We start from the raw sequence: 22,960 nt of genomic DNA, 5'->3' as shown, positions 1-22,960 counted from the left end.
CAGGCGATTCCGCTCCGTCTTCACACCCGTTGCGGACCGTGGTGTTGCCATCTCGTTAAGTGGTTCCGCTTGACGCTGGTCCCGCCGCCGCGTTGGCTTTTCAGTCACCAGGGCCGGATCCGGCCCCGCGTCCGGAAGGCACCACAAGTGAGCTCCTGCATGCGCCGTATCGCCCTCTCCCTGGCCGCGGCGACGATGACCGTGCCCTTGGCCGCGTGCGGTGTGCTCGACGGGTCCGGCGGGGACGACGCGCGCCCCACCAAGGGCGACGACCTCACGGTGGGCCTGCTGCTGCCGGAGAAGGCCAACACCCGCTATGAGCAGTTCGACCACCCCTTCTTCAAGGCCAAGGTCGCCGAGCTGACCAACAAGCGCGGCCGGGTCGAGTACGCCAACGCCGAGGCGAGCGCGTCGCAGCAGGCCGAGCAGCTCCAGCAGATGGTGGACGACAAGGTCGACGTCATCGTCCTGGACGCGGTCGACGCGCACGGCATCGCGAGCGGCGTGCAGAAGGCCAAGGACGCCGGCATCCCGGTCATCGCCTACGACCGGCTGGCCGAGGGCCCGATCGACGCCTACGTCTCCTTCGACAACGAGCTGGTCGGCGAGGTGCAGGGCCGCTCGCTCCTCGCGGCGCTCGGGAAGGAGGTCGCGCCCTCGGACAAGATCGTCATGATGAACGGCTCGTCCACCGACCCCAACGCCAAGCAGTTCAAGGAGGGCGCGCTGTCCGAGCTGAACGGCAAGGTGACCGTCGCGGAGTCGTACGACACCAAGGACTGGAAGCCGGAGAACGCCCAGGCGAACATGGCCGAGGCGATCAAGGCGATCGGCAAGGACGACATCGCCGCCGTCTACTCCGCCAACGACGGCATGGCGGGCGGCGTCATCAAGGCCCTGACGGCGGCCGGCGTCACCGACCTGCCGCCGGTCACCGGGCAGGACGCGGAACTGCCCGCGGTGCAGCGGATCGTCACCGGCGAGCAGTACATGAGCGTGTACAAGTCCTACCCGCAGGAGGCGGAGCGGGCCGCGGAGATGGCGGTGGCCCGGGTGCAGGGACGCGACATCCAGTTCGACGCGCTCGCCCGCGACCACGTCGACAGCCCCACCACCCAGAACGTCCCCGCGCAGCTGGTGCCGGTGGTCGCGCTGACCAAGGACAACATCGCCAAGACCGTCGTCGCCGACGGTTTCTACAAGCTCTCCGACATCTGCACCGCGCAGTACGCGGCGGCCTGCGGGAAGATCGGGCTGGGCTAGGGCCTGTCTGGGGCCCGGGTCTCGGTGCCCCGGGCCCGGGGCCGTGTTGCGGAGCCGGTCCCGGCCGCGCATAGTTGCGCTGCGGAACGGGCCGGAACACGGGGGTGGGATGGGCGATGACCGGGCACGGGGCGGAGCAGCATCCCCATGGTGCGGACCGGCTGTGCGCGGACGGGGACCGGGTCTACTCCCGCGCGGTACGGCGCGGACGGGTGCCCCGCCGGGACGCCGAGCCGGTGCCCTGCCTCCTTGAGCTGGCGCTGCTGCACCCCGACCCCGACGACATGGACTGGCTGGTGCCGACCTCCCCGCAGGAGGTCATGACCCGGCTGCTGCGCGGCGTGCACGACGAGGTGAGCGCCAGTCAGCGCCGGGTGGGCTCGGCGGTGGAGGCCTTCGAGTGGTACGCGGGCCTCGGCCGGCAGCTCCAGGCGTCCGCCTCGGAGGGCACGGCGATCCGCGTCCTGGACGGCCTGGCCCGTATCCAGGCCGCGATGGACGAGGCGACGGAGGCGTGCGCGACGGAGGTGCTGACCGTCCAGCCCGGCGGCATCCGGCGCGAGCACGAGCTGTCGGAGGGGCTGCACCGGGCGCTGGCGCTGCGCGGGCGCGGGGTGCGGATGCGGGACCTGTACACGCACGTCGCCCGGCACGGACAGGGCCTGCTCACGTACCTGGAGCTGATGGGCGACGCGGTGGAGGCCCGGACGCTGGACGAGGTCATCGACCGGCTGATCCTCTTCGACCGCACGGTGGCCTTCATCCCCGCCAACTCCGACCGCACGATGGCGCTGGAGCTGCGGCACCCCGCCCTGGTCGACTACCTCGTCACCGTCTTCGAGCGGCTGTGGCGCCTGGCCCTCCCGCTGACCGCGCCGCTGCCCGACACCGGCATCGACGGCATCTCGCACCGCGAGCACTCCATCGCGGCGCTGCTCGCCGAGGGCCACCAGGACGCGGTGATCGCGGAGCGGCTCGGCATCAGCGTCCGCACCTGCCGGGCGCACATCGCCCGCCTCTCGGAGACCCTCGGCGCGGCGAGTCGCACCCAGCTCGGGGTCCGCATCGCCCAGACCGGCCTGGACACCGCCGCCCGCCCGCCCGACACCGCCGCCGAAGCGCTCAGCGTCCCGGCTCCGACGCCGCCTCCCGGCCGAGGATCCCGGACCGGCCGATGAGGTAGCCGAGTTGGGCGCGGCTGTCGCTGCCGAGGGTGGCGGCGAGTTTGGCGATGTGGACGCGGGCGGTGCGGATGTTCATGCCGAGGCGTTCGGCGATGTCGGCGTCGGTGTGGCCGTCGATGAGGAGCGCGGCTATGGCGCGCATGCGGGCGGTGATGCCGTCGAGGGTGGGCTGCTGCACGGCTCGGGGGTGCATGGGGAGGCCGAGCCGCCAGAAGCGGTCGAAGACCATGACGAGGTAGCCGACGAGGGCCGGCTGGCGGATCTCCAGCGCCATGCTGCGGTCCTCGTTGGCCGGGATGAACGCCACCTCCCGGTCGATGACGATCAGCCGATTGGTGACTTCGTCGAGGCTGCGCGCCTCCACGTCGCCGCGCAGCTGCTCGTAGCGGGCGACGACCGTCGGGGCGTGGCGCAGGGTGTGCTGGTAGAGGGCGCGCATGCGGCCGCCGCGGTCGAGGAATGCCTGGTCGCGCCGCATGGCGGACTCGGCGAAGGCGGTGGTGCTGGGCGTGTAGCTGCGGTGGGGCTGGATGGTCAGCACTTCGTGGGCATCGGTCAGAGCCTCGTCGAGTACTTGGCCGATGTGCCACTTGTCGCTGTGCAGGGTGATGGGTGGGGTGCCCACCGGCGCCGGTCCTGCCTGTACGAACGCCCTCTGGAGCAGCGGTTCGAAGGTCTCGGCCAGCCGTTGCGCGCGCTGCCGTTCCTCGGCGATGCGGCCTTCGAAGGTGCCCAGCAGGCGTTGGAGGGCGAGGGCGGGTGCGACGGGCTCCAGCTGCTCCAGGTCGTCCAGGGCGGGCCGCAGCAGGCCGTAGTCGGCGAGGCAGGGCGCGGCGGCGGCCTCTCGCACCGGCAGTCGGCCGTCGGCGAGAGCCCGGAGGTACAGGTCGGTGCCGGCGGCGCACAGCTCCTCCGGCCCGTGGGCGGCGTGCGGGGGGCTGGGCGGGGGGACGGGGGGCCTGCCGTCCGTTTCGCCGGTCATGCGAGGCCCTCGGACTGCTCCTGCTTCAGGATGCCCGACTCGGCGATGAGATAGCCGAGTTGGGCGCGGCTGCCGCTGCCGAGAGCGGCGGCCAGTCTGGCGATGTGGACGCGAGCGGTGCGGACGTTCATACCGAGCCGTTCGGCGATGTCGGCGTCGGTGTGACCCTCCACTAGGAGGGCGGCGATGGCGCGCCCACGGGCCGTGATCCCGTCCAGGACCGGCTGGTGCACCTTCTCCGGGTACAGCGGTGTGGCCAGGCGCCAGAGCCGCTCGAAGGTGGTGACGAAGTAGGACACGAGGGCGGGGTGCCGGACCTCCAGGGCGAGTGAGCGGTCAGTGCTGGCGGGTATGAATGCCACCGCGCGGTCCACGACGATGAGGCGCTCGGTGATCTCGTCCAGGGTGCGGGCCTCCACGTCGCCCGTCAGGCGCTCGTAGCGGGCGCGAACGTACGGGGTGTGGCGGACACTGTGCTGGTAGAGGGCGCGGATGCAGCCGCCGCCGTCGACGAAGGCTTGATCCCGTGCCATGGCCTCCTCGAAGACGTGCGGGAGGGTGGCGACGACCCCGTCGTACGGCTGTATCGTCAGCAACTCCTGGTGCCCCTCGATCATGGTCTGGGCGATGACGTCGTTGGCCCGCGTCTTGCCGTTGATGATGCGTAGGGCCGGGGCGTCCTCGGCCACGGGTCTTTCCGCACCGAGGTGTATGAGGGGTTCGAAGACGTCGGCCAGGTCCTGCTCGCGCCGGCGCTCCTCGGCGATGCGGTCGGCGGAGGTGCGCAGGAGCCGCTGCAGGGCGACGGTCGGGGCGACCGGTCGCAGCAGGCTCATGTCTTCCTCGACCGAATAGAGCAAACCGTTCTCCGTCAGACATGGCGCCGCCGAGGCCGACGCGCCCGGCAGCGGGCCGTCACGCAGGGCGCGGGCGTAGAGCCTGAGGCCCACCTCGCACAACTCCCCGGGCCCGTGGGGCTGGTGGTGATCGTCGGCGGTCACGTCCCGTTCCTCCGTCAAGCGATGGGGTGGTCCTGGTTCAGGATTCCGGACTGGGCGATGAGGAAACCGAGCTGAGCGCGGCTGCCGCTGCCCAGTACGGAGGCGAGTTTCGCGATGTGGGCCCGGCAGGTGCGCACGTTCATGCCGAGACGTCGGGCTATCGCCTCGTCGACGTAGCCCTCCACGAGGAGCTTGGCGATGGAGTGCTGGATGTCGGTGATGCCGTCGGGCGCGGTCTCGTACGGGGTACCGGCCTTCAGCGGGACTGCCCGTGACCACATGAACTCGAAGACCTTGATGAGATACCTGACGAGGCCCGGATTGCGGATCTCAAGGGCGACCTGGCGGTCTTCCTGGGTCGGGATGAAGGCCACCGTCTCGTCGCAGATGATGAGGCGCTCGACGAGTTCGTCGATCGTGCGGTACTCGACCTTGCCCCTCGCGAACTGGTCGACGTAAGCCAGTCGTTCAGGGTTGTACCGCGCGGTGTGCTGGTACAGGGTTCGGATGCTCACCCCCCGCTCGATCAGCGGCTTGTCACGCTCCAGCGCTTCCAGAAGGCGGTTCTCGGCACTGCGGGCGCTGCCACTCGGCTGAACGGTGAGCATCTCGGTCTGGCACTGGGCCGTGGCCAGGTCGAGAGCCGCGTTGATGCGGTCCAAGCCCTCCAGCATGCTGATGGAGTGAGTGGGGGCGGTGCCCTGGACACCGAGAGTCATGAACGGCTCGAAGACCTCGGACAGGGCGATCGACAGTCGTCGATGCTCAATGATCTCGCGCTCTATGGGGTTGAGCCGCTGGGCCAGAGCGATCGCTGGCGGCACGGGGCGCAGCCACTCCGCGTCGTCGGGATCGGCATGAAGCAGTGCGAACTCCATCAGGCAGGGAGCGGACTCGGCATCCGTCCGCGATATGCGGCCCATGCGCAGAGCGCCCGCGTAGAGCCGCCTTCCTTCCGCGCAGAGCTCGGTGACCGCATGGGGATGTGTCGCACTCGTCCCATTTGATATCAAATCTCCACCCCCCAGGGTCCTGAACGTGCAGGAACATGATGCACCGATTGTGTGGCCATGACGTGCCTGAATGAGCCATCGTCTTATCCGACGGGGGATGGAGGGGATCTTCGAGTGAGGACGAAGCCGACTATGAAAGAAAGAATGCTTCGCTCGGTGCTTGTTGTCGCCGCATCCGTCGTCGTGGGCTTCGGGGCTGCGGCCGGCCTCACCGGTGCGCAGGGCGACGCGCGCGGTGCGGTTTTGGAGGTCGACGCTGCGCCCGTCGTCGGGGCCGGCGCCGGGGCGGTCAGCCTTCCGGCGGACAGTAAGTGGGACTGATGACATGACTACACCACCCGACGACCGCTCCTTCCGCCGCGAGATGGCCACCGCCTACCGCTCCGGCTGGCACTTCATCGACCTCGTCACCGCGATCCCCCACTCCGGTGACTCCCTGATGGTGACCGTCTTCGGCGAGCCGGTCGTCGTCACGCTCGACGAGGACGGCGACGTACGGGCCTACCGGTGCCTGCGGCGTCCGCGCGGGGCTCCGCAGCCCGTGCGGTGTGCCATCCGGTACGGAATGATCTTTGTGAACCTGGACCAGCGGGACCACCGGCTCCCCGAGCCGGAGGTGCCCGGAGTGGAGACCCTCTCGGCCACCCCCCGCAGTGCCTGACGCGATTCCCCCGTCGTAACAGATCGCGCAGGTGCTTCCCCCCGGCAGCGGCGTCACCGTGACCTGAACACGGTGACGCCGCTGTCGTATGCGCGCACATCCGCGGGTATCCGCCTGCTTCGAGCCTGGCTGAAAGCGGCGAGCCAGCCCTTGAGTGGAATAGACTCAACTTTGTGCACGCTGACTGAGTCAGCGGTGCGGGCAGCCAGCCAGCCAGACCGACGGCGGGAGGAGAAGGACAGACGTGGACGCCGAGCTGACCAACCGGAGCCGGGACGCGATCAACGCGGCCAGCAACCGGGCCGTGACCGAGGGGAACCCCGACCTCACCCCGGCCCATCTGCTCCTGGCCCTGCTCCAGGGCCAGGACAACGAGAACATCACCGACCTGCTCGCCGCCGTCGAGGCCGACCTCGCGGCGGTCCGCTCCGGCGCCGAGCGCATCCTGGCCGGGCTGCCCGGCGTGACCGGGTCCACGGTCGCGCCCCCGCAGCCCAGCCGTGAGATGCTCGCCGTGGTCGCGGACGCCCAGGCCCGCGCGAAGGAACTCGGGGACGAGTACCTCTCCACCGAGCACCTGCTCCTCGGCATCGCCGCCAAGGGCGGCGCGGCCGGCGAGGTGCTGGAAGGACAGGGCGCCAGTGCGAAGAAGCTGCAAGAGGCGTTCCGCAAGGCGAGGGGAGGGCGCCGGGTGACCACCGCCGATCCCGAGGGCTCGTACAAGGCGCTGGAGAAGTTCGGCACCGACTTCACCGAGGCCGCCCGCGAGGGGCGGCTGGATCCGGTCATCGGGCGGGACCAGGAGATCCGGCGGGTCGTGCAGGTGCTGTCCCGCCGCACCAAGAACAACCCCGTGCTCATCGGCGAGCCCGGCGTCGGCAAGACCGCCGTCGTGGAGGGCCTCGCCCAGCGGATCGTCAAGGGCGACGTGCCCGAGTCCCTCAAGGGCAAGCGCCTGGTCGCGCTGGACCTGGGCGCGATGGTCGCCGGGGCGAAGTACCGGGGCGAGTTCGAGGAGCGGCTGAAGACGGTCCTGGCCGAGATCAAGGACTCCGACGGCCAGATCATCACCTTCATCGACGAGCTGCACACCGTCGTCGGCGCGGGCGCCGGCGGCGACTCCGCCATGGACGCCGGCAACATGCTGAAGCCGATGCTGGCCCGCGGCGAGCTGCGCATGGTCGGCGCCACCACCCTGGACGAGTACCGCGAGCGCATCGAGAAGGACCCGGCCCTGGAGCGGCGCTTCCAGCAGGTGCTGGTCGCCGAGCCGAGCGTCGAGGACTCCGTCGCGATCCTGCGCGGGCTCAAGGGCCGCTACGAGGCCCACCACAAGGTGCAGATCGCCGACAGCGCGCTGGTGGCCGCCGCCACCCTCTCCGACCGGTACATCACCTCCCGCTTCCTGCCCGACAAGGCCATCGACCTGGTGGACGAGGCCGCCTCCCGGCTGCGCATGGAGATCGACTCCTCGCCGGTCGAGATCGACGAACTCCAGCGCGCCGTCGACCGGCTGCGCATGGAGGAGCTGGCGATCGGCCGGGAGACCGACGCCGCCTCCCTGGAGCGCCTGGAGCGGCTGCGCCGCGACCTCGCCGACAAGGAGGAGGAGCTGCGCGGCCTGACCGCCCGCTGGGAGAAGGAGAAGCAGTCCCTCAACCGGGTCGGCGAGCTGAAGGAGAAGCTGGACGACCTGCGCGGCCAGGCCGAACGCGCCCAGCGCGACGGCGACTTCGACTCCGCCTCCAAGCTGCTGTACGGGGAGATCCCGGGCGTCGAGCGCGACCTGGAGGCCGCCTCCGAGGCCGAGGAGGAGGCGTCGAAGGACACCATGGTCAAGGAGGAGGTCGGCGCCGACGACATCGCCGACGTCGTCGCCTCCTGGACCGGCATCCCCGCCGGGCGCCTCCTGGAGGGCGAGACGCAGAAGCTGCTGCGCATGGAGGACGAGCTGGGCAAGCGGCTCATCGGCCAGGGCGAGGCGGTACGGGCCGTCTCCGACGCGGTGCGCCGCTCCCGGGCCGGCATCGCCGACCCCGACCGGCCCACCGGCTCCTTCCTCTTCCTCGGCCCGACCGGCGTCGGCAAGACCGAACTGGCCAAGGCGCTCGCGGAGTTCCTCTTCGACGACGAGCGGGCCATGGTCCGCATCGACATGTCCGAGTACGGCGAGAAGCACAGCGTGGCCCGGCTGGTCGGCGCCCCGCCCGGCTACGTCGGCTACGAGGAGGGCGGCCAGCTCACCGAGGCGGTGCGGCGGCGCCCGTACACCGTGGTGCTGCTCGACGAGGTGGAGAAGGCGCACCCCGAGGTCTTCGACATCCTGCTCCAGGTCCTGGACGACGGGCGGCTCACCGACGGGCAGGGCCGCACGGTCGACTTCCGCAACACCATCCTGGTGCTCACCTCCAACCTGGGCAGCCAGTACCTGGTCGACCCGACGACCGGCGCGGAGCAGAAGAAGGAGCAGGTCCTGGAGGTGGTCCGCACCTCCTTCAAGCCGGAGTTCCTCAACCGCCTGGACGACCTGGTCGTCTTCACCGCCCTCTCCGCCGACGAGCTGGGCCGGATCGCCCGGCTCCAGATCGACGCCCTGGCCCGCCGGCTCGCCGAGCGCAGGCTCACCCTGGAGGTCACCGACGAGGCGCTGGCCTGGCTGGCCGACGAGGGCAACGACCCGGCGTACGGCGCCCGGCCGCTGCGCCGCCTGGTCCAGACGGCCATCGGCGACCGGCTGGCCCGGGAGATCCTCTCCGGCGAGGTCAAGGACGGCGACACGGTGCGGGTGGAGCGCTTCGAGGACGGCCTGATCGTCGGCCCGGCGACCGGGAGGAAGGGGACCGGGAAGAAGGCGCCCGGCAAGAAGCTGTAGCAGGTCAGGAGGCCGAGCGGCCGCACGCCGTCACGTTCACTCGACGTACGCGGCGAAGCGCACCAGCGCGGTGCGGCCGCCCTCGCTCTCGTAGGCCCCGCGCACCTGCACGAGGTGCGCCGGCCCTCGGGCCGGCGCCCATGAGCACGCCCCGGTGGTCCGGCCCCGTCCGGCCGGATCAAGTCAGCCCTGGGCTGACAGGCCCCGGCGGGGCTTGCCACCCCCCTCCCCGCATGGGGGAGGATGGCGAGATCCGTATGAAGGGAAAATCACGGTGACCATCGACCCGTCCTCGATTCCGAACTTCGGGGGCCAGCCCGAGCCGCAGCCCCAAGGGCCGGCGGGCCCCGTCGTCCCGGATCAGGATCTCGTGAAGCAGCTCCTCGAGCAGATGGAGCTGAAGTACGTCGTCGACGACGAGGGTGACCTCGCGGCGCCGTGGGAGCAGTTCCGCACGTACTTCATGTTCCGCGGCGAGGGGGACCAGCAGATCTTCTCGGTGCGGACGTTCTTCGACCGCCCCCACCAGATCGACGAGAAGCCCCAGCTCCTGGAGTCGATCGACGACTGGAACCGCCGCACCCTGTGGCCCAAGGTGTACTCCCACACCCACGACGACGGCACCGTCCGCCTCATCGGCGAGGCCCAGATGCTGATCGGCATGGGCGTCAGCCTGGAGCACTTCGTCTCCTCCACGGTCAGCTGGGTCCGCGCGGCCATCGAGTTCGACCGCTGGCTGGTCGAGCAGCTGGGCCTGGAGCAGGAGATCGACGGCACGGAGAAGCCGCAGGAGGGCCCGGAGGACGGCTCCACCGAGTAGTACCGCTTCCCCTTGTTCGAGAGCCCGCCCGGACCCCTCCGGCCGGGCTCTCGCTGCCCCATGGGAGGAGCCCTTGAGCTTCCCCGTCCGGCTACCCGAGGCGAGCACCGGCGAGGCGTCAGGCGCGCAGTGAGCTGAGGCGGGTCACCGCCTCGCGGAGTACCTCCGTCCGCTTGCAGAAGGCGAAGCGGACCAGGGTGCGGCCGGCCTCCGGGTCGTCGTAGAAGACGGCATTGGGGACGGCGACGACGCCGTGGCGTTCGGGGAGGGCGAGGCAGAAGGCGGTGCCGTCCTTCTCGCCGAGGGGGGCGACGTCGGTCGTGACGAAGTACGTGCCCTGCGGGCGGTACACGCCGAAGCCGGCCTCGGTCAGGCCGTCGGCGAGCAGGTCGCGCTTGGCGCGCAGGTCCTCGCGGAAGCCGGTGAAGTAGGCGTCGGGAAGGCGCAGGGCCTCGGCGACGGCGTACTGGAAGGGGCCCGCGCTGACGTAGGTCAGGTACTGCTTGGCGGTGCGGACGGCGGCGATCAGGGGGGCCGACGCCGTGATCCAGCCGACCTTCCAGCCGGTGAAGGAGAAGGTCTTGCCGGCCGAGGAGATGGAGACGGTGCGCTCGCGCATGCCGGGCAGGGAGATCAGCGGGACGTGCTCGCCGTCGAAGACGAGGTGCTCGTAGACCTCGTCGGTGACGACCAGCAGGTCGCGCTCGACGGCCAGCTCGGCGATCGCGGTCAGCTCGGCGCGGGTGAGGACCGTGCCCGTCGGGTTGTGCGGGGAGTTCAGGAGCAGCAGCCGGGTGCGCGGGGTGATCGCGTCGCGCAGGGCGTCCAGGTCGGGGCGGAAGTCCGGGGCGCGCAGGGTGAGCGGGACGCGGACGCCGCCGGCCATGCTGACGCAGGCGGCGTAGGAGTCGTAGTAGGGCTCGAAGGCGATGACCTCGTCGCCCGGTTCGAGGAGGGCCAGCATCGCCGCCGCGATCGCCTCCGTGGCGCCCGCCGTGACCAGGACCTCGGTGTCCGGGTCGAAGGACAGGCCGTAGTGCCGGCGCTGGTGGTCGGTGACCGCCGTGCGCAGCTCGGGGACGCCGGGGCCCGGCGGGTACTGGTTGCCGCGCCCGTCGCGCAGCGCCCGCACGGCGGCCTCGCGGACCTCCTCGGGGCCGTCGGTGTCCGGGAAGCCCTGGCCCAGGTTGATCGCGCCGGTCGACACGGCCAGGGCGGACATCTCGGCGAAGATCGTCGTCCCGAAGCCGGCGAGCCGGCGGTTGAGGAGCGGGCGGGCGGCGGCGGGCGGCGGCGGGCTGGAGGTCATGGGCGCCATCCTGCGCCGAAGCTCTGGAGTTCCTCAACTCTGCTTTGGGGCCGGGCGGGGGAGGGCATCTCCCGGTCACGCAACGAGCGCGCAACGAGCGAGGCGCCCACGGGGGGTCGCTTCGGGGGACCTCCGGGCGTCGGCCCGGGGGAGAGACAAGGAGGTGCGCCATGGGCTTCGTCTTCATCGCGATCTTGCTGGCCGCCGTGGTGATCGGACTCGGCTCCGCCGCCCGGCACGCCGGCTCGCGGACCCGGCGGCGGCGCGGCCGGGGACGCCGGTCGGGCGCCTGGGGCGCCGGAGGGGGCGGTGGCAGCTGGTGGGCCGGGGACGGCGGGTCGTCCTCGGGCGGCGGGCACCACGGGCACCACTCCTCCTGCGGCGGCGGATCGTCGTCCTGCGGTGGCGGCTCGTCCTGCGGAGGCGGGTCGTCCTGCGGCGGCGGAGGCGGTGGATGCGGCGGCGGAGGCAGCTGACACGGGGCAGCTGAGCTCCACGGCGGGGGGAGCCGCATCCCCGCAGGCGGGACCCGCATCTGGGTGCGGGTCCCGCCCTCACGCGTGCGTGCCGGGCCGGTCCCCGGCACGTGCGTGAAGGTTGAACAGGTGCTCTGGAGGGCCCCCAGAGGGATGGAAATGCCACGAAGTTGGGTAAAAACCCGGTGGCGGGGTCATCGTTCGTGATTCGCTCTTCCTCACCAACGCAGCCCTCAGGACGACCTGTTGACCCCCGCCGCCCGGTCGCCCGGCCGGCATCCTCGACAGCGACCGGCGACCGGGGTGCGCGGTCCCCACTCCTCCCCTCCCTGTGTGCCTGCGGAGCCGTTCCATGCTCACGACCCTGAACACCGCCTACAACGACACGCGCGCCGCCGACCTCGCCTGGGCCCTGGGGCGCGAGCCGCTGCCCGCGCTGGCCAGCCTCGATCTCGAACTGGAGGGCGCGAAGCTCCAGTTGAGACTCCTCGGCGCCTCCCACCAGGTGCTCCTCGAGGAGGGCGCCGACACCTGCTCGGAGACAGTGGCGTGCATCCCCGGCAGCAGCACCCCGCTCCCGCTCGGCGTCGCCAAGCGCCGGGACGACTGGGAGTACGAGTTCGCCGCCCGCGTGGAGATCCTCACCCCGGGCTCCTTCGCCGGCCGCGCCCAGGAGCTGCTCGCCCTGGTCGCCGACCACCCGCACGGCCTGGCCGGCGTCTTCCCCGGCAGCCCGCACGCCTTCACCGCGCTGCTCGCCCGGCGCCACGGGGGTCAGGTGCACTGGCGCACCTGGCACGCCTACCCGCAGGACGGGCAGCTGGTGGCGACCCGCACCCGGGTCGGCGTCCGGACACCGGCGGGGCGCGAGTTCACACCTGTGGGTGACGTGGCGCGCTGAGGGCGTGACGTAACGTCACCCCGTGATCGAACCGCACGCGCCCGCCCCGCCCGGCTCCCCGCCGTCCTGGGACGACGTCCTGGGGCCGGCCGGCCTCCCCGAGGGCGCGCCGCAGAACCCCGCTCGGCTGCCCGTCCGGGCCGCCACCGCCCGCCTCCTCGTCCTGGCCGGCGTCTTCGTCTGCGCCGCCTGCGGGCTCGTCTACGAGCTGGAACTCGTCGCCCTCGCCTCGTATCTGATCGGCGACTCGGTCACCCAGGCGTCCGTCGTGCTGTCCGTCATGGTCTTCGCCATGGGCCTCGGCTCGCTGGCCGCCAAGCGGCTGCGCCGCCGCGCCGCCGCCGCGTTCGGCGCCATCGAGGCCGCCCTCGCGCTGGTCGGCGGCTCCAGCGCCATGGCGCTGTACGCCGTCTTCGCCTGGACCGGCGGCTGGACGGGCGGGTGGGGCGGCTGGGGCGGCGGCCTGTGGGCGGACGGCCCGCGGCTGCTCCTGGTCGCCTTCTCGCTCGCCATCGGGCTGCTGATCGGCGCCGAGGTGCCGCTGCTGATGGAGCTGATCCAGCGCATCCGGCGGCAGGACGCGGGCGGCGCGGTGGCCGACCTGTTCGCCGCGGACTACGTCGGCGCGCTCGTCGGCGGCCTCGCCTTCCCCTTCCTGCTGCTGCCCTTCCTCGGCCAGCTGACCGGCGCGCTGGTCACCGGCACGGTCAACGTCGTCGTCGGCACCGCCCTCGTCCTCGGCCTGTTCCGGCGCGACCTGAGCCGCCGCGCCCGCCGCCTGCTGCCGGCCGCCGCCGCCCTCGTCCTCGCCCTGCTCGCCGCCGCGACCGCCCTCACCGGCGACTTCGAACGGGCCGCCCGGCACGCGGTGTACGGCCCCGACGTCCGCGCCGCCGTGCGCACCGGCACCCAGGAGACCGTCCTGACCGGCGGGCCCGACGGCCGCGACCTCGGCCTCTTCCTGGCCGGCCGCCCCCGCGCCACCGGCGCCGACCTGCGCCGCTACCACGAGGCCCTGGTCCGCCCTGCCATGGCCGGGTCCCACGCGCGCGTGCTGATCCTCGGCGGCGGCGACGGGCTGGCCGCCCGCGAGGTGCTGCGCCACCGGGGCGTGCGCCGCGCCGACATCCTCGAACCCGACGCCGGGCTCGTCCGCCTTGCCCGGCACGACCCCGCCCTGACCATGCGGAACGGGCACGCCCTCGCCGACCCGCGCGTGCACGTCAGCACCGCCGACCCGTTCCGCCGGCTGCGGGCGACGCCCACGGCGGCGTACGACGTGGTGGTCAGCGACCTGCCCGAGCCGGGCGTCACCGCCGCGACGAAGCTGTACTCGGAGGAGTTCTACGGCCTGCTGCGCCGCGTGCTCGCCCCGGGCGGACGCCTCGCCGTGCACGCCGGCCCGGTCGCCCCGCGCCCCCGCACGTACTGGACGGTCGAGGCGACCCTGCGCGCGGCCGGCCTGCGCACCGCGCCCTACCGGCTGGCCCGCCGCGAGACCCCGCCCGGCGACGCGCCCGCGCCCCGCGACTGGGGGTTCCTGCTGGCCGCCCGCGACCTTCCCGCCCTCGGCCTGGACCCGGCGGCCCAGCCCCCCGCCACCCTCGACCGCCGCACCCTCGCCTCGGCGGTCCGCTCCGCGCGGCGTACGCGTGTGACGGGGCTGCGGCCGTCCACGCTGGTGCACCCGCGGTACTGAGACCCAGTTCACTCCGCCGGGCTGTGTGCCGGACGACTGCTGGGTAGGCTGCGCAGACATGGAGCATGAGGTGTTCGTTCCGGTTCCGGCCGTACGGCTCGGGGAGGTGCTGGCCGACCCCGTCCGGGTCGCCCGGGCGGTCCCGGGGCTCCAGCAGGACGCCGGGGCCGAACCCGTCGCGGGCCGGCTCAAGGTGCGGGTCGGCGGCCACTCCATCACCTACCGGGGCTCGCTGCGGCTGTCCGCGCGGGGGCGCGGCGGGTACGCCGTCGAGGGCGAGGCCGTCGAGGTGCGCGGCAACGGCAAGGTCACCGTCTCCCTCACCCTGCGTGTCCGGGACGCCGAGGGCGGCTCCCTGCTCGCCTTCGACGGCACGGCGGTCGCGGACGGCCGTGTGGCGGAGCTGCCGGAGGAGGCGGTGCGGTCGTCGGTGACCCGGCTGCTGACCCGGTTCGGGGCGAATCTGGGGGTCGCGGCGGGGGCGGACGGGGCGGACGGGCCGGGCACCCCGGCGGCGGACGAGTCGGCGGCGGCCCCTGAGACGGAGTACGACGCTCCGGCGGCGGAGTACGAGTCCCCGGAAACCGACCCGGAAGGCCCCGCCCCCGACGACGCGGCGGGCCTGATCCCCGAGGTGCCGGAGACACCCGAGGGCATCGAGGCGGCCGAGGCGCAGGGGATCCCCGCGCCCCCGGAGCCGAGCCCGAGCCCGGCCCCGGCCCCCGAGACCCCGCCGCCGCCCCCCGTGGAGGCCGCGCACGCCCGCCGTACGATGATCGGCCGCAGCGCCGAGGAGGTCGACCACGCCCCGCCCCGCGGCCGGTACGCGCCGGTGCCGGTGCCCGAGGCGTCCGGCGCGGGCAGCCCCCTGCGCTGGGCGGCCCCGGCGGCGGCCCTCGCCGTGGCGTCGGCCATCGTCGTCGGCCGCGCCCTGCGCAGGCGCCGCTGAGCGCGTCGCCGAACGCACCGGCGGCGTGATCACCGAAGTAGGGTCGGGGCGTGAGCAACGAACCCATCACGCTGACCGCGGGTGACGCGGAGGCGACCGTGCTGCCGGGCAACGGCGGCCGGATCGGCGGACTCCGCGTCGGCGGCACGGAGCTGCTGCGCCAGGGCGAGCGGTACGGCTGCTTCCCGATGGCCCCTTGGTGCGGCCGGATCCGCGAGGGCCGCTTCCGGGACGGCGCCGTCGAGCACCAGATGCCGCTCACCGCGCCCCCCAACGCCATCCACGGCACCACCCGCGACCACGCGTGGACCACCGCGCGCGTGACGGCCGACGAGGCGGTCCTCACGTACGACCTGGTCGACCCCTGGCCCTACTCCGGCCGCGTCACCCAGGTGTTCGCCCTCGCCGCGGACGCGCTGACGCTGACCATGGCGATCGAGACGTACGACTCGTCGTTCCCGGCGCAGCTCGGCTGGCATCCCTGGTTCAACCGCACCCTGGACGACAGCTCCGCCGAGCTGGCCTTCACCCCGGCCTGGCAGGAGGAGCGCGGCGCCGACCACCTGCCCACCGGGCAGCGCACCGACCCGAAGCCCGGCCCCTGGGACGACTGCTTCGGCATGCCCGACGGCGTCGACGTGACCGTCACCTGGCCGGGCCGCCTGGAGCTGCGGGTGACCAGCCCCGAGCAGTGGGTGGTGGTCTACGACGAGCAGGAGGCGGCCGTGTGCGTGGAGCCGCAGACCGGCCCGCCCAACGGCCTGAACACCCTCCCGCGCCTGGTCACCCCCATCGACCCGCTGGAGGCCACCACGACCTGGCGGTGGCGGCACCTCTGACCGGCACCTATGAGGGGCGCCTCTGAGCGGCGCCTCTAAGCTGGGCCCCATGAGTGACGTACGTGGCGCGCTGCTGGAGCAGATCAAGGACAAGGCCGTGGTGCACGGCAAGGTGACCCTGTCGTCGGGCCTGGAGGCCGACTACTACGTCGACCTGCGCCGCGTCACCCTGGACGGCGAGGCCGCGCCGCTGGTCGGGCAGGTGCTGCTCGACCTGACGGCGGAGCTGGAGTTCGACGCGGTCGGCGGCCTGACCATGGGCGCCGACCCGGTCGCCGCCGCGATGCTGCACGCCGCCGCCGCCCGGGGCCGCCGCCTGGACGCCTTCGTCGTCCGCAAGGCCGCCAAGGCGCACGGCCTCCAGCGGCGCGTGGAGGGCCCGGAGATCCGCGGCCGCCGCGTCCTGGTGGTCGAGGACACCTCCACCACCGGCGGCTCCCCGCTGACCGCCGTGGAGGCGGTGCGCGAGGCGGGCGCCGAGGTCGTCGGCGTCGCCACCATCGTCGACCGGGCCACCGGCGCCGCCGAGAAGATCCAGGAGGGCGCCGGGGTGCCGTACCTGTACGCGTACTCCAAGGACGACCTGGGCCTGGACTAGTCCGCCCCTCGGTCCACCGCTCGGAGTATCGGGGCCCGTCTGGAAAGATGGGGCCGACGATGACGTCATCTCCCCCAGGATCCAGGTCAGGGCCCTGAGCAGCAACGCCCACCCGCACATACAAGGAGCGGCCAGATGCCCATCGCAACTCCCGAGGTCTACGCCGAGATGCTGGACCGCGCGAAGGCCGGGAAGTTCGCCTACCCGGCGATCAACGTGACCTCCTCCCAGACGCTGCACGCGGCCCTGCGCGGTTTCGCGGAGGCGGAGAGCGACGGCATCGTCCAGATCTCCACCGGCGGTGCCGAGTTCCTCGGCGGCCAGCACAAGAAGGAGATGGTGACCGGCGCGGTCGCGCTCGCCGAGTTCGCGCACATCGTCGCCGAGAAGTACGACGTGACGGTGGCCCTGCACACCGACCACTGCCCCAAGGACAAGCTCGACGGGTACGTACGCCCGCTGATCGCCGTCTCCGAGGAGCGCGTCAAGGCCGGCCGCAACCCGCTCTTCCAGTCGCACATGTGGGACGGCTCCGCCGAGACCCTGTCCGACAACCTGACCATCGCCCAGGAGCTCCTCGAGCGCGCCCGCGCCGCGAAGATCATCCTGGAGGTCGAGATCACCCCGACCGGCGGTGAGGAGGACGGCGTCTCGCACGAGATCAACGACAACCTCTACACCACGGTCGACGACGCGATCCGCACCGCCGAGGCCCTCGGCCTGGGCGAGAAGGGCCGCTACCTGCTCGCCGCCTCCTTCGGCAACGTGCACGGCGTCTACAAGCCGGGCAACGTCGTGCTCCGCCCCGACCTGCTCAAGGACCTGAGCGAGGGCGTCGCCGCCAAGTACGGCAAGCCGGCCGGCTCCAAGCCGTTCGACTTCGTCTTCCACGGCGGTTCCGGCTCCACCGCGGAGGAGATCGCCACCGCGCTGGAGAACGGCGTGGTCAAGATGAACATCGACACCGACACCCAGTACGCCTTCACCCGCCCGGTCGCGGACCACATGTTCCGCAACTACGACGGCGTCCTGAAGGTCGACGGCGAGGTCGGCGACAAGAAGACCTACGACCCGCGCACCTGGGGCAAGCTGGCCGAGGGCTCGATGGCGGCCCGCGTGGTCGAGGCCTGCGGACACCTGCGCTCGGCGGGTCAGCGCATCAAGTAGCCACCCTCTTTGCAGCGAGCCCGGCGCCTGCGCGCCGGGCTCGCTGTATATGTGGACCATGCCCGACGTCAGACTGGCCTCGCCGCAGGGCCGCTGGATTCTGCTGACCACCGTCCTCGGCTCCAGCATGGCCCTGCTGGACTCGACCGTCGTCAACGTCGCGCTGCCCCGCATCGGCCGCGACCTGGACACCTCCCTGGCCGCCCTGCAGTGGACCGTCAACGCCTACATGGTCACGCTGGCCGGCCTCATCCTGCTCGGCGGCGCCCTGGGCGACCGCTTCGGGCGGCGCCGGGTCTTCGTGATCGGCGTGCTCTGGTTCGCAGCCGCGTCCCTGCTGTGCGGCCTCGCCCCGAACGCGGGCGTCCTGATCGGCGCCCGCGCCCTCCAGGGCGTCGGCGGCGCGCTGCTCACGCCCGGCTCGCTCGCGCTCATCCAGGCGTCCTTCCACCGCGACGACCGGGGCCGGGCGGTGGGCCTGTGGTCGGGGTTCGGGGGCGTCGGCGCCGCGGTGGGGCCGTTCGTCGGCGGCTGGCTGGTGGACGGGCCCGGCTGGCGCTGGGTGTTCCTGCTCAACGTACCCCTCGCCCTGCTGTGCGCGCCGATCGCGCTGCGGCACGTGCCCGAGTCCTCCGACCAGCGCGCCCACACCCGCTTCGACGTCCTCGGCGCCGCCCTCGGCGCGGCGGCCCTCGCGCTGCTGACGTACGCGCTGATCGAGGCCCGTACGGCGTCCTGGGCGGTGGCGCTCAGCGCGGTGGCCGGGGTGGCGGCGGCCGTTGCGTTCATCGTGGTCGAGCGGCGCCGGGCGGACCCGATGATGCCGCTGGACGTGTTCGCTTCCCGGCAGTTCAGCGCGGTCAACGCGGTCACGCTGTGCGTCTACGCGGCCTTCGGCGGTTTCTTCTTCCTGGCCGCCCTCCAGCTCCAGGTGGTCGTCGGCTGGTCGGCGCTGGCCGCCGGGACGGCCCTGCTGCCGACCACCGTCCTGATGCTGCTGCTCTCCGCCCGCTCCGGGGCCCTCGGCGAGCGCATCGGCCCGCGCCTGCAACTGACGGTGGGGCCGCTGCTGTGCGCCGCCGGGATGCTGCTGATGCTGCGGGTCGGCGAGGGCGCCTCGTACGGCGCCGACGTGCTGCCCGCGCTGCTGGTGCTCGGGCTCGGCATGGTCGCGCTGGTCGCGCCGCTGACGGCGACCGTGCTGGCCTCGGTGGACACCGCCCGGGCCGGCCTGGCCAGCGGCATCAACAACGCGGCGGCCCGCGCGGCCGGGCTCGTCGCGGTGGCCGCGCTGCCGGTGCTGACCGGGATGGGCGAGGAGGCGTACCGGTCGGCGGACGCCTTCGGGGACGCGTTCCGCCCGGCGATGCTGATCTGCGCGGGGGTGTTGGTCGCCGGGTCGCTGATCGCCGTCACGACGGTACGGAGGCCCGCGCCGGACTGCCGGCGGCCGGAGTGCCGGACGCACGGGTCGGTGGCGGTGCCGCCGCTGGAGGACGGGCGGGCCCACGGGGTCTGAGGGGGAGGCGCGCGGCGATGCAGGAGACTGTCCCCATGGCCATTCACGAGAACCTCCTCGGGGGACCGCCCCCGACCCACCTGCCCGACGACCCCGGCCCGCGCGAGCTGCTGGCCGGCGGCACCTCGCCCACCGACGTGGCCGCTCGCTACCCCTCCTCGTCGCTCGCCTGGGCCCGGCTGGCCGACGAGTCCTTCGAGCGGGGCGCCGCCGTGGAGTCGTACGCGTACGCCCGTACGGGCTACCACCGCGGCCTGGACGCGCTGCGCCGCAGCGGCTGGAAGGGGCACGGCCCGGTGCCCTGGGAGCACGAGCCCAACCGGGGCTTCCTGCGCGCCCTGCACGCTCTCGCCCGCGCCGCGAAGGCGATCGGCGAGAAGGAGGAGTACGAGCGGTGCAGCGGCTTCCTGCGCGACTCCTCGCCGGCCGCGGCGGACGTGCTCGGTCAGTGACGCGTCCGGTGATCTGAGCCACCCGGGCCCGCCCTCGAAGGGGCGGGCCTTGCGGTTTGCTGCGAGCATTGCGGAGGATGCCGTCGGGGACCGGGGCCCCGTGCCGGTAACGGCAGGGCGGACCGCTACCCGGAGCAACAACAGGAGACAGCGATGTCCCACGAGGCGATGGCCCACGAGGCCGCTGAGGCCCACGAGCCCGAGACCCCGCATCTCGACTTCGCGGGCACGACGCCGTACGAGGACTACGTCAAGGCGGACGTGCTCACCCACCTCCAGCACCTCCTCTCCGACGATCCGGGAGAGATGGTCTTCCTGGTGACGACCCAGGTCATGGAGTTGTGGTTCACCGTCATCGTCCACGAGTGGGAGACCGCAGCCCGCGCCCTGCGCGAGGACCGGACCCAGGTCGCCGTCGACGCCCTGAAGCGCTCGGTGCGGGAGCTGGAGGCGCTGAACGCCTCCTGGACGCCGCTCGGCCAGCTGACGCCCGCCCAGTTCAACTCCTACCGCGCCGCCCTCGGCGAGGGCTCCGGCTTCCAGTCGGCGATGTACCGGCGCCTGGAGTTCCTGCTCGGCGACAAGTCGGCGTCCATGCTGGTGCCGCACCGCGGCGCCCCGCGCGTCCACGCCGAGCTGGAGAAGGCGCTGCACGAGCCGAGCCTCTACGACGAGGTGATCCGGCTGCTCGCCCGGCGCGGGTACGCCATCCCGGACGCCGTCCTGCACCGGGACCCGACCAGGCGCCACGAGCCGTCGCCCGAGGTGGAGGCCGCCTGGACCGACGTCTACGGCGGTGACCAGAACGGCGAGCTCGCCCGCCTCGGCGAGGCCCTGACCGACGTGGCCGAGCTGGTGTGGCGCTGGCGCAACGACCACCTGGTCGCCACCCGCCGCGCGATGGGCGCCAAAACCGGCACCGGCGGCTCCGCCGGGGTGGCCTGGCTGGAGAAGCGGGCCCGGCACAACGTGTTCCCCGAGCTGTGGACGGCGCGGTCCTATGTCTGAGCTGATCTCCCTCGCCGGGGAACTGGACGCCGGCGACGCTCTCGCGCGCGTGCGGGACCGGTTCGTCCTGGACGACGTCGTCTACCTGGACGGCAACTCGCTGGGCGCCCTCCCGGCCGGTGTCCCCGCGCGCGTGGACGACGTCGTGCGGCGCCAGTGGGGCGAGCTGCGCATCCGCTCCTGGGAGGAGAGCGGCTGGTGGACCGCGCCCGAGCGGATCGGCGACCGGATCGCCCCGCTGGTCGGCGCGGCGGCCGGGCAGGTCGTGGTGGGCGACTCCACGAGCGTCAACGTCTTCAAGGCGCTGGTCGCGGCGGTGCGGATGGCGCGCGGCGACGCCGAGGGCGACTCCCGGGGGGCGGCCCGCGACGAGATCCTCGTCGACGCCAGCACCTTCCCCACCGACGGCTACCTCGCCGAGTCGGCCGCCCGGCTGACCGGCTGCACCCTGCGCCCGCTGGCCCCGGCCGACGTGCCGGGCGCCCTGGGCCCGCGCACCGCCGCCGTGCTGCTCAACCACGTCGACTACCGCACCGGCCGGCTGCACGACCTGCCCGGCCTCACCGCCGCCGTGCACGCGGCGGGCGGCTACGCCGTCTGGGACCTGTGCCACAGCGCGGGCGCCCTGCCGGTCGGCCTGGACGAGCACGGCGTGGACCTGGCGGTCGGCTGCACCTACAAGTACCTCAACGGCGGCCCCGGTTCGCCCGCCTACCTGTACGTGCGCCGCGGCCTCCAGGACCGCTTCGACTCCCCGCTGCCCGGCTGGAACTCGCACGCCGAGCCCTTCGGCATGCGCCCGGAGTACGCGCCCGCCCCGGGCGCGGTGCGCGGCCGGGTCGGCACACCGGACATCCTGTCCATGCTCGCGCTGGAGGCGGCCCTGGAGGTGTGGGACGGGGTCGGCATCGAGGCGGTGCGGGCCAAGTCCCTGGCGCTGACCGACTTCTTCCTGCGCTGCGTCGGGGAGTACGTCCCCGGGGGGCGGGTCGAGTCCCTGACGCCGGCCGCGCACGCCGAGCGGGGCAGCCAGGTCGCGCTGCGCTGCGACGACGCGGGCGACGTCATGAAGCGGCTCGTCGCGCGCGGGGTGGTCGGCGACTTCCGTGCCCCCGACGTGCTGCGGTTCGGATTCACGCCGCTGTACACCGGGTTCGCCGAGGTGGAGCGGGCGGCGCGGGTGCTGGGGGAGACGCTGGGGTGATGCGGGCGGCGGGCCGGGGGACGGAGATCGTCTCCTGGTAGCGTCCCGCGTCAGTCGCAGTGGGCGAGTGAGAGGTCGGAGCATGCCGGACGAGGCTGACGCAGAGGCCGAGGAGAAGTCGCTGTTCTCGCACGCGGCGGTCGACCCCGACGTCACCGCCGCGTACGGGGACGCGCACCCCGACCAGCTGGTCGACCTGTACGCGCCCCGCACGGCGGGCGACGCCTCGGCGCCGGTGGTCGTGCTGCTCCACGGGGGCGCGTGGCGGGCGGCGTACGACCGGCGGCACGTCAGCCCGTTCGCCGCCTTCCTGGCCGGGCGGGGCCTCGCGGTGGCCAACGTCGAGTACCGGCGCGGGCCGGCCGACGGCGGCCCGGCGGGCGTCGCGGGACGGTGGCCGGAGACCTTCGACGACGTGGCCGCCGCCCTGGACGCGCTGCCCGCGCTGCTCCGGCGGCACCTCCCGGCCGCCGACGCCCGCCGCACCGTCCTGGCCGGGCACTCGGCGGGCGGCCACCTCGCCCTGTGGGTGGCGGCCCGCCATGTGCTGCCCGCCGACGCCCCCTGGCGCCTGGACCGCCCGGCACCGCTGCGTGGAGTCGTCGCGCTGGCGCCCATCGCCGACTTCGCGGTGGCCGAGGAGCTGGCGGTGTGCGGGGGCGCTTCGGGGCAACTGCTGGGCGGCGCGGCGTCGTTCGCCGAGCGCCGTCCCTACGCCGACCCGGCCCTGCTGCTGCCGACCGGCATCGCGACCACCGTGGTGCAGGGCGGCGCCGACACGGTCGTGCCGCCGGCGGTCGCCGAGGCGTACGCCGACGCGGCGGCGCGGGCGGGGGAGGTGGTCGGGGTGACGCTGCTGGCGGACGTCGGGCACTTCCCGCTGGTCGACCCGGAGGCGGACGCGTGCGCGGTGGTGGTGGAGGAGATCGCCCAACTGGCGTGGTGAGTTCGGTGCCTGCGGATATGGCCGGGCGGGGCGTGGCCTGGTACACCGGCCCTGGCCATACCCGTAATACCTGAGAGCTACCCCGCAGGTGAGTCCT

The 22,960-nt window shown here is 73.1% G+C and carries 21 protein-coding genes; 17 read left to right on the top strand and 4 right to left on the bottom strand.

Features of this window, described 5'->3' with window-relative positions:
• Positions 1-159 precede the first annotated feature (159 nt).
• Both ACGFZL_RS04145 and ACGFZL_RS04140 read left to right on the top strand, forming a co-directional pair.
• Positions 160-1,263: a substrate-binding domain-containing protein gene (locus ACGFZL_RS04145; protein ID WP_355174857.1), complete on the top strand. Its 1,104-nt coding sequence runs from the start codon at positions 160-162 to the stop codon at positions 1,261-1,263.
• Between the two features lie 116 nt (positions 1,264-1,379).
• Positions 1,380-2,441, top strand: a complete 1,062-nt coding sequence (locus tag ACGFZL_RS04140; RefSeq protein ID WP_393689055.1) for a LuxR C-terminal-related transcriptional regulator — start codon at positions 1,380-1,382, stop codon at positions 2,439-2,441.
• On the opposite strand, the gene ACGFZL_RS04135 is transcribed toward ACGFZL_RS04140, so the two are convergent.
• The 3 genes from ACGFZL_RS04135 to ACGFZL_RS04125 are packed head-to-tail and all read right to left on the bottom strand — an operon-like array spanning position 2,386 to position 5,308.
• Positions 2,386-3,429, bottom strand: a complete 1,044-nt coding sequence (locus ACGFZL_RS04135; RefSeq protein WP_393689053.1) for a helix-turn-helix transcriptional regulator — start codon at positions 3,427-3,429, stop codon at positions 2,386-2,388. The genes ACGFZL_RS04140 and ACGFZL_RS04135 overlap by 56 nt on opposite strands.
• A complete protein-coding gene (locus tag ACGFZL_RS04130) occupies positions 3,426-4,430 on the bottom strand; it encodes a LuxR C-terminal-related transcriptional regulator (RefSeq protein WP_393689051.1) in 1,005 nt (334 codons plus the stop codon). The genes ACGFZL_RS04135 and ACGFZL_RS04130 overlap by 4 nt, the downstream gene beginning before the upstream one ends.
• A gap of 14 nt (positions 4,431-4,444) precedes the next feature.
• Complete coding sequence (locus tag ACGFZL_RS04125; protein ID WP_393689049.1) at positions 4,445-5,308, bottom strand: helix-turn-helix transcriptional regulator; 864 nt, start codon at positions 5,306-5,308, stop codon at positions 4,445-4,447.
• Between the two features lie 291 nt (positions 5,309-5,599).
• Between ACGFZL_RS04125 and ACGFZL_RS04120 the strand changes: the two genes are divergently transcribed.
• The 4 genes from ACGFZL_RS04120 (at position 5,600) to ACGFZL_RS04105 (ending at position 9,796) form a co-directional block, all read left to right on the top strand.
• Entirely contained in the window at positions 5,600-5,764 is a 165-nt protein-coding gene (locus ACGFZL_RS04120) for a hypothetical protein (RefSeq protein WP_393689047.1), read from the top strand.
• 4 nt (positions 5,765-5,768) lie between these two features.
• Complete coding sequence (locus tag ACGFZL_RS04115) at positions 5,769-6,104, top strand: hypothetical protein (RefSeq protein ID WP_393689045.1); 336 nt, start codon at positions 5,769-5,771, stop codon at positions 6,102-6,104.
• Positions 6,105-6,348: 244 nt separating this feature from the next.
• Complete coding sequence (gene clpB, locus ACGFZL_RS04110) at positions 6,349-8,976, top strand: ATP-dependent chaperone ClpB (RefSeq protein WP_393689043.1); 2,628 nt, start codon at positions 6,349-6,351, stop codon at positions 8,974-8,976.
• 274 nt (positions 8,977-9,250) lie between these two features.
• Entirely contained in the window at positions 9,251-9,796 is a 546-nt protein-coding gene (locus tag ACGFZL_RS04105; RefSeq protein WP_393689041.1) for a YbjN domain-containing protein, read from the top strand.
• A 118-nt stretch (positions 9,797-9,914) separates the two neighbouring features.
• Here the strand turns inward: ACGFZL_RS04105 and ACGFZL_RS04100 are convergent, their stop codons facing one another.
• On the bottom strand, positions 9,915-11,114 hold the full coding sequence (locus ACGFZL_RS04100; RefSeq protein ID WP_393689039.1) for a pyridoxal phosphate-dependent aminotransferase: 1,200 nt from the start codon (positions 11,112-11,114) through the stop codon (positions 9,915-9,917).
• A gap of 819 nt (positions 11,115-11,933) precedes the next feature.
• On the opposite strand from ACGFZL_RS04100, the gene ACGFZL_RS04095 reads away from it, so the two are divergent.
• The 11 genes from ACGFZL_RS04095 to ACGFZL_RS04045 all read left to right on the top strand — a co-directional run bounded on the left by ACGFZL_RS04095 (position 11,934) and on the right by ACGFZL_RS04045 (position 22,863).
• A complete protein-coding gene (locus ACGFZL_RS04095; RefSeq protein WP_393689037.1) occupies positions 11,934-12,482 on the top strand; it encodes a DUF2617 family protein in 549 nt (182 codons plus the stop codon).
• A gap of 22 nt (positions 12,483-12,504) precedes the next feature.
• The gene (locus ACGFZL_RS04090) at positions 12,505-14,181 is read left to right on the top strand and encodes a polyamine aminopropyltransferase (RefSeq protein ID WP_393689035.1); all 1,677 of its coding nucleotides are present in this window, start codon (positions 12,505-12,507) and stop codon (positions 14,179-14,181) included.
• A 58-nt stretch (positions 14,182-14,239) separates the two neighbouring features.
• Positions 14,240-15,130 (top strand): SRPBCC domain-containing protein, encoded by an 891-nt coding sequence (locus ACGFZL_RS04085; protein WP_393689033.1) that lies wholly within the window; start codon positions 14,240-14,242, stop codon positions 15,128-15,130.
• Between the two features lie 50 nt (positions 15,131-15,180).
• Entirely contained in the window at positions 15,181-15,969 is a 789-nt protein-coding gene (locus ACGFZL_RS04080; RefSeq protein ID WP_393689031.1) for an aldose 1-epimerase, read from the top strand.
• Positions 15,970-16,018: 49 nt separating this feature from the next.
• Positions 16,019-16,567, top strand: coding sequence for an orotate phosphoribosyltransferase (gene pyrE, locus ACGFZL_RS04075; RefSeq protein ID WP_393689029.1), 549 nt, complete (start codon positions 16,019-16,021; stop codon positions 16,565-16,567).
• Between the two features lie 135 nt (positions 16,568-16,702).
• Complete coding sequence (gene fbaA, locus ACGFZL_RS04070) at positions 16,703-17,734, top strand: class II fructose-bisphosphate aldolase (protein WP_355174825.1); 1,032 nt, start codon at positions 16,703-16,705, stop codon at positions 17,732-17,734.
• 58 nt (positions 17,735-17,792) lie between these two features.
• Positions 17,793-19,253 carry an MFS transporter gene (locus tag ACGFZL_RS04065; protein WP_393689027.1) on the top strand — a complete coding sequence of 487 codons (1,461 nt, stop codon included), beginning with the start codon at positions 17,793-17,795 and terminating at the stop codon, positions 19,251-19,253.
• A 35-nt stretch (positions 19,254-19,288) separates the two neighbouring features.
• Positions 19,289-19,705 (top strand): DUF3151 domain-containing protein, encoded by a 417-nt coding sequence (locus ACGFZL_RS04060; protein ID WP_355174821.1) that lies wholly within the window; start codon positions 19,289-19,291, stop codon positions 19,703-19,705.
• 168 nt (positions 19,706-19,873) lie between these two features.
• The gene (locus ACGFZL_RS04055; protein ID WP_393689591.1) at positions 19,874-20,713 is read left to right on the top strand and encodes a tryptophan 2,3-dioxygenase family protein; all 840 of its coding nucleotides are present in this window, start codon (positions 19,874-19,876) and stop codon (positions 20,711-20,713) included.
• On the top strand, positions 20,706-21,917 hold the full coding sequence (gene kynU / locus ACGFZL_RS04050; protein ID WP_393689024.1) for a kynureninase: 1,212 nt from the start codon (positions 20,706-20,708) through the stop codon (positions 21,915-21,917). Before ACGFZL_RS04055 ends, kynU begins: the two co-directional genes overlap by 8 nt.
• 82 nt (positions 21,918-21,999) lie before the next feature.
• Complete coding sequence (locus tag ACGFZL_RS04045) at positions 22,000-22,863, top strand: alpha/beta hydrolase (RefSeq protein ID WP_393689022.1); 864 nt, start codon at positions 22,000-22,002, stop codon at positions 22,861-22,863.
• Positions 22,864-22,960 lie beyond the last annotated feature (97 nt).

The sequence above is a fragment of the Streptomyces sp. NPDC048182 genome (genome assembly GCF_043202555.1).
Classification (GTDB): domain Bacteria; phylum Actinomycetota; class Actinomycetes; order Streptomycetales; family Streptomycetaceae; genus Streptomyces.
This window is presented reverse-complemented; position numbering and strand designations above follow the sequence as displayed.

Coding starts and splice junctions, on each gene's coding strand:
- ACGFZL_RS04100 (WP_393689039.1), bottom strand. CDS start 11,114: ATGGCGCCCATGACCTCCAGCCCGCCGCCGCCCGCCGCCGCCCGCCCG.
- ACGFZL_RS04145 (WP_355174857.1), top strand. CDS start 160: ATGCGCCGTATCGCCCTCTCCCTGGCCGCGGCGACGATGACCGTGCCC.
- ACGFZL_RS04060 (WP_355174821.1), top strand. CDS start 19,289: ATGGCCATTCACGAGAACCTCCTCGGGGGACCGCCCCCGACCCACCTG.
- ACGFZL_RS04065 (WP_393689027.1), top strand. CDS start 17,793: ATGCCCGACGTCAGACTGGCCTCGCCGCAGGGCCGCTGGATTCTGCTG.
- ACGFZL_RS04045 (WP_393689022.1), top strand. CDS start 22,000: ATGCCGGACGAGGCTGACGCAGAGGCCGAGGAGAAGTCGCTGTTCTCG.
- fbaA (WP_355174825.1), top strand. CDS start 16,703: ATGCCCATCGCAACTCCCGAGGTCTACGCCGAGATGCTGGACCGCGCG.
- ACGFZL_RS04055 (WP_393689591.1), top strand. CDS start 19,874: ATGGCCCACGAGGCCGCTGAGGCCCACGAGCCCGAGACCCCGCATCTC.
- ACGFZL_RS04115 (WP_393689045.1), top strand. CDS start 5,769: ATGACTACACCACCCGACGACCGCTCCTTCCGCCGCGAGATGGCCACC.
- pyrE (WP_393689029.1), top strand. CDS start 16,019: ATGAGTGACGTACGTGGCGCGCTGCTGGAGCAGATCAAGGACAAGGCC.
- kynU (WP_393689024.1), top strand. CDS start 20,706: ATGTCTGAGCTGATCTCCCTCGCCGGGGAACTGGACGCCGGCGACGCT.
- ACGFZL_RS04095 (WP_393689037.1), top strand. CDS start 11,934: ATGCTCACGACCCTGAACACCGCCTACAACGACACGCGCGCCGCCGAC.
- ACGFZL_RS04125 (WP_393689049.1), bottom strand. CDS start 5,308: ATGGAGTTCGCACTGCTTCATGCCGATCCCGACGACGCGGAGTGGCTG.
- ACGFZL_RS04135 (WP_393689053.1), bottom strand. CDS start 3,429: ATGACCGGCGAAACGGACGGCAGGCCCCCCGTCCCCCCGCCCAGCCCC.
- ACGFZL_RS04140 (WP_393689055.1), top strand. CDS start 1,380: ATGACCGGGCACGGGGCGGAGCAGCATCCCCATGGTGCGGACCGGCTG.
- ACGFZL_RS04085 (WP_393689033.1), top strand. CDS start 14,240: ATGGAGCATGAGGTGTTCGTTCCGGTTCCGGCCGTACGGCTCGGGGAG.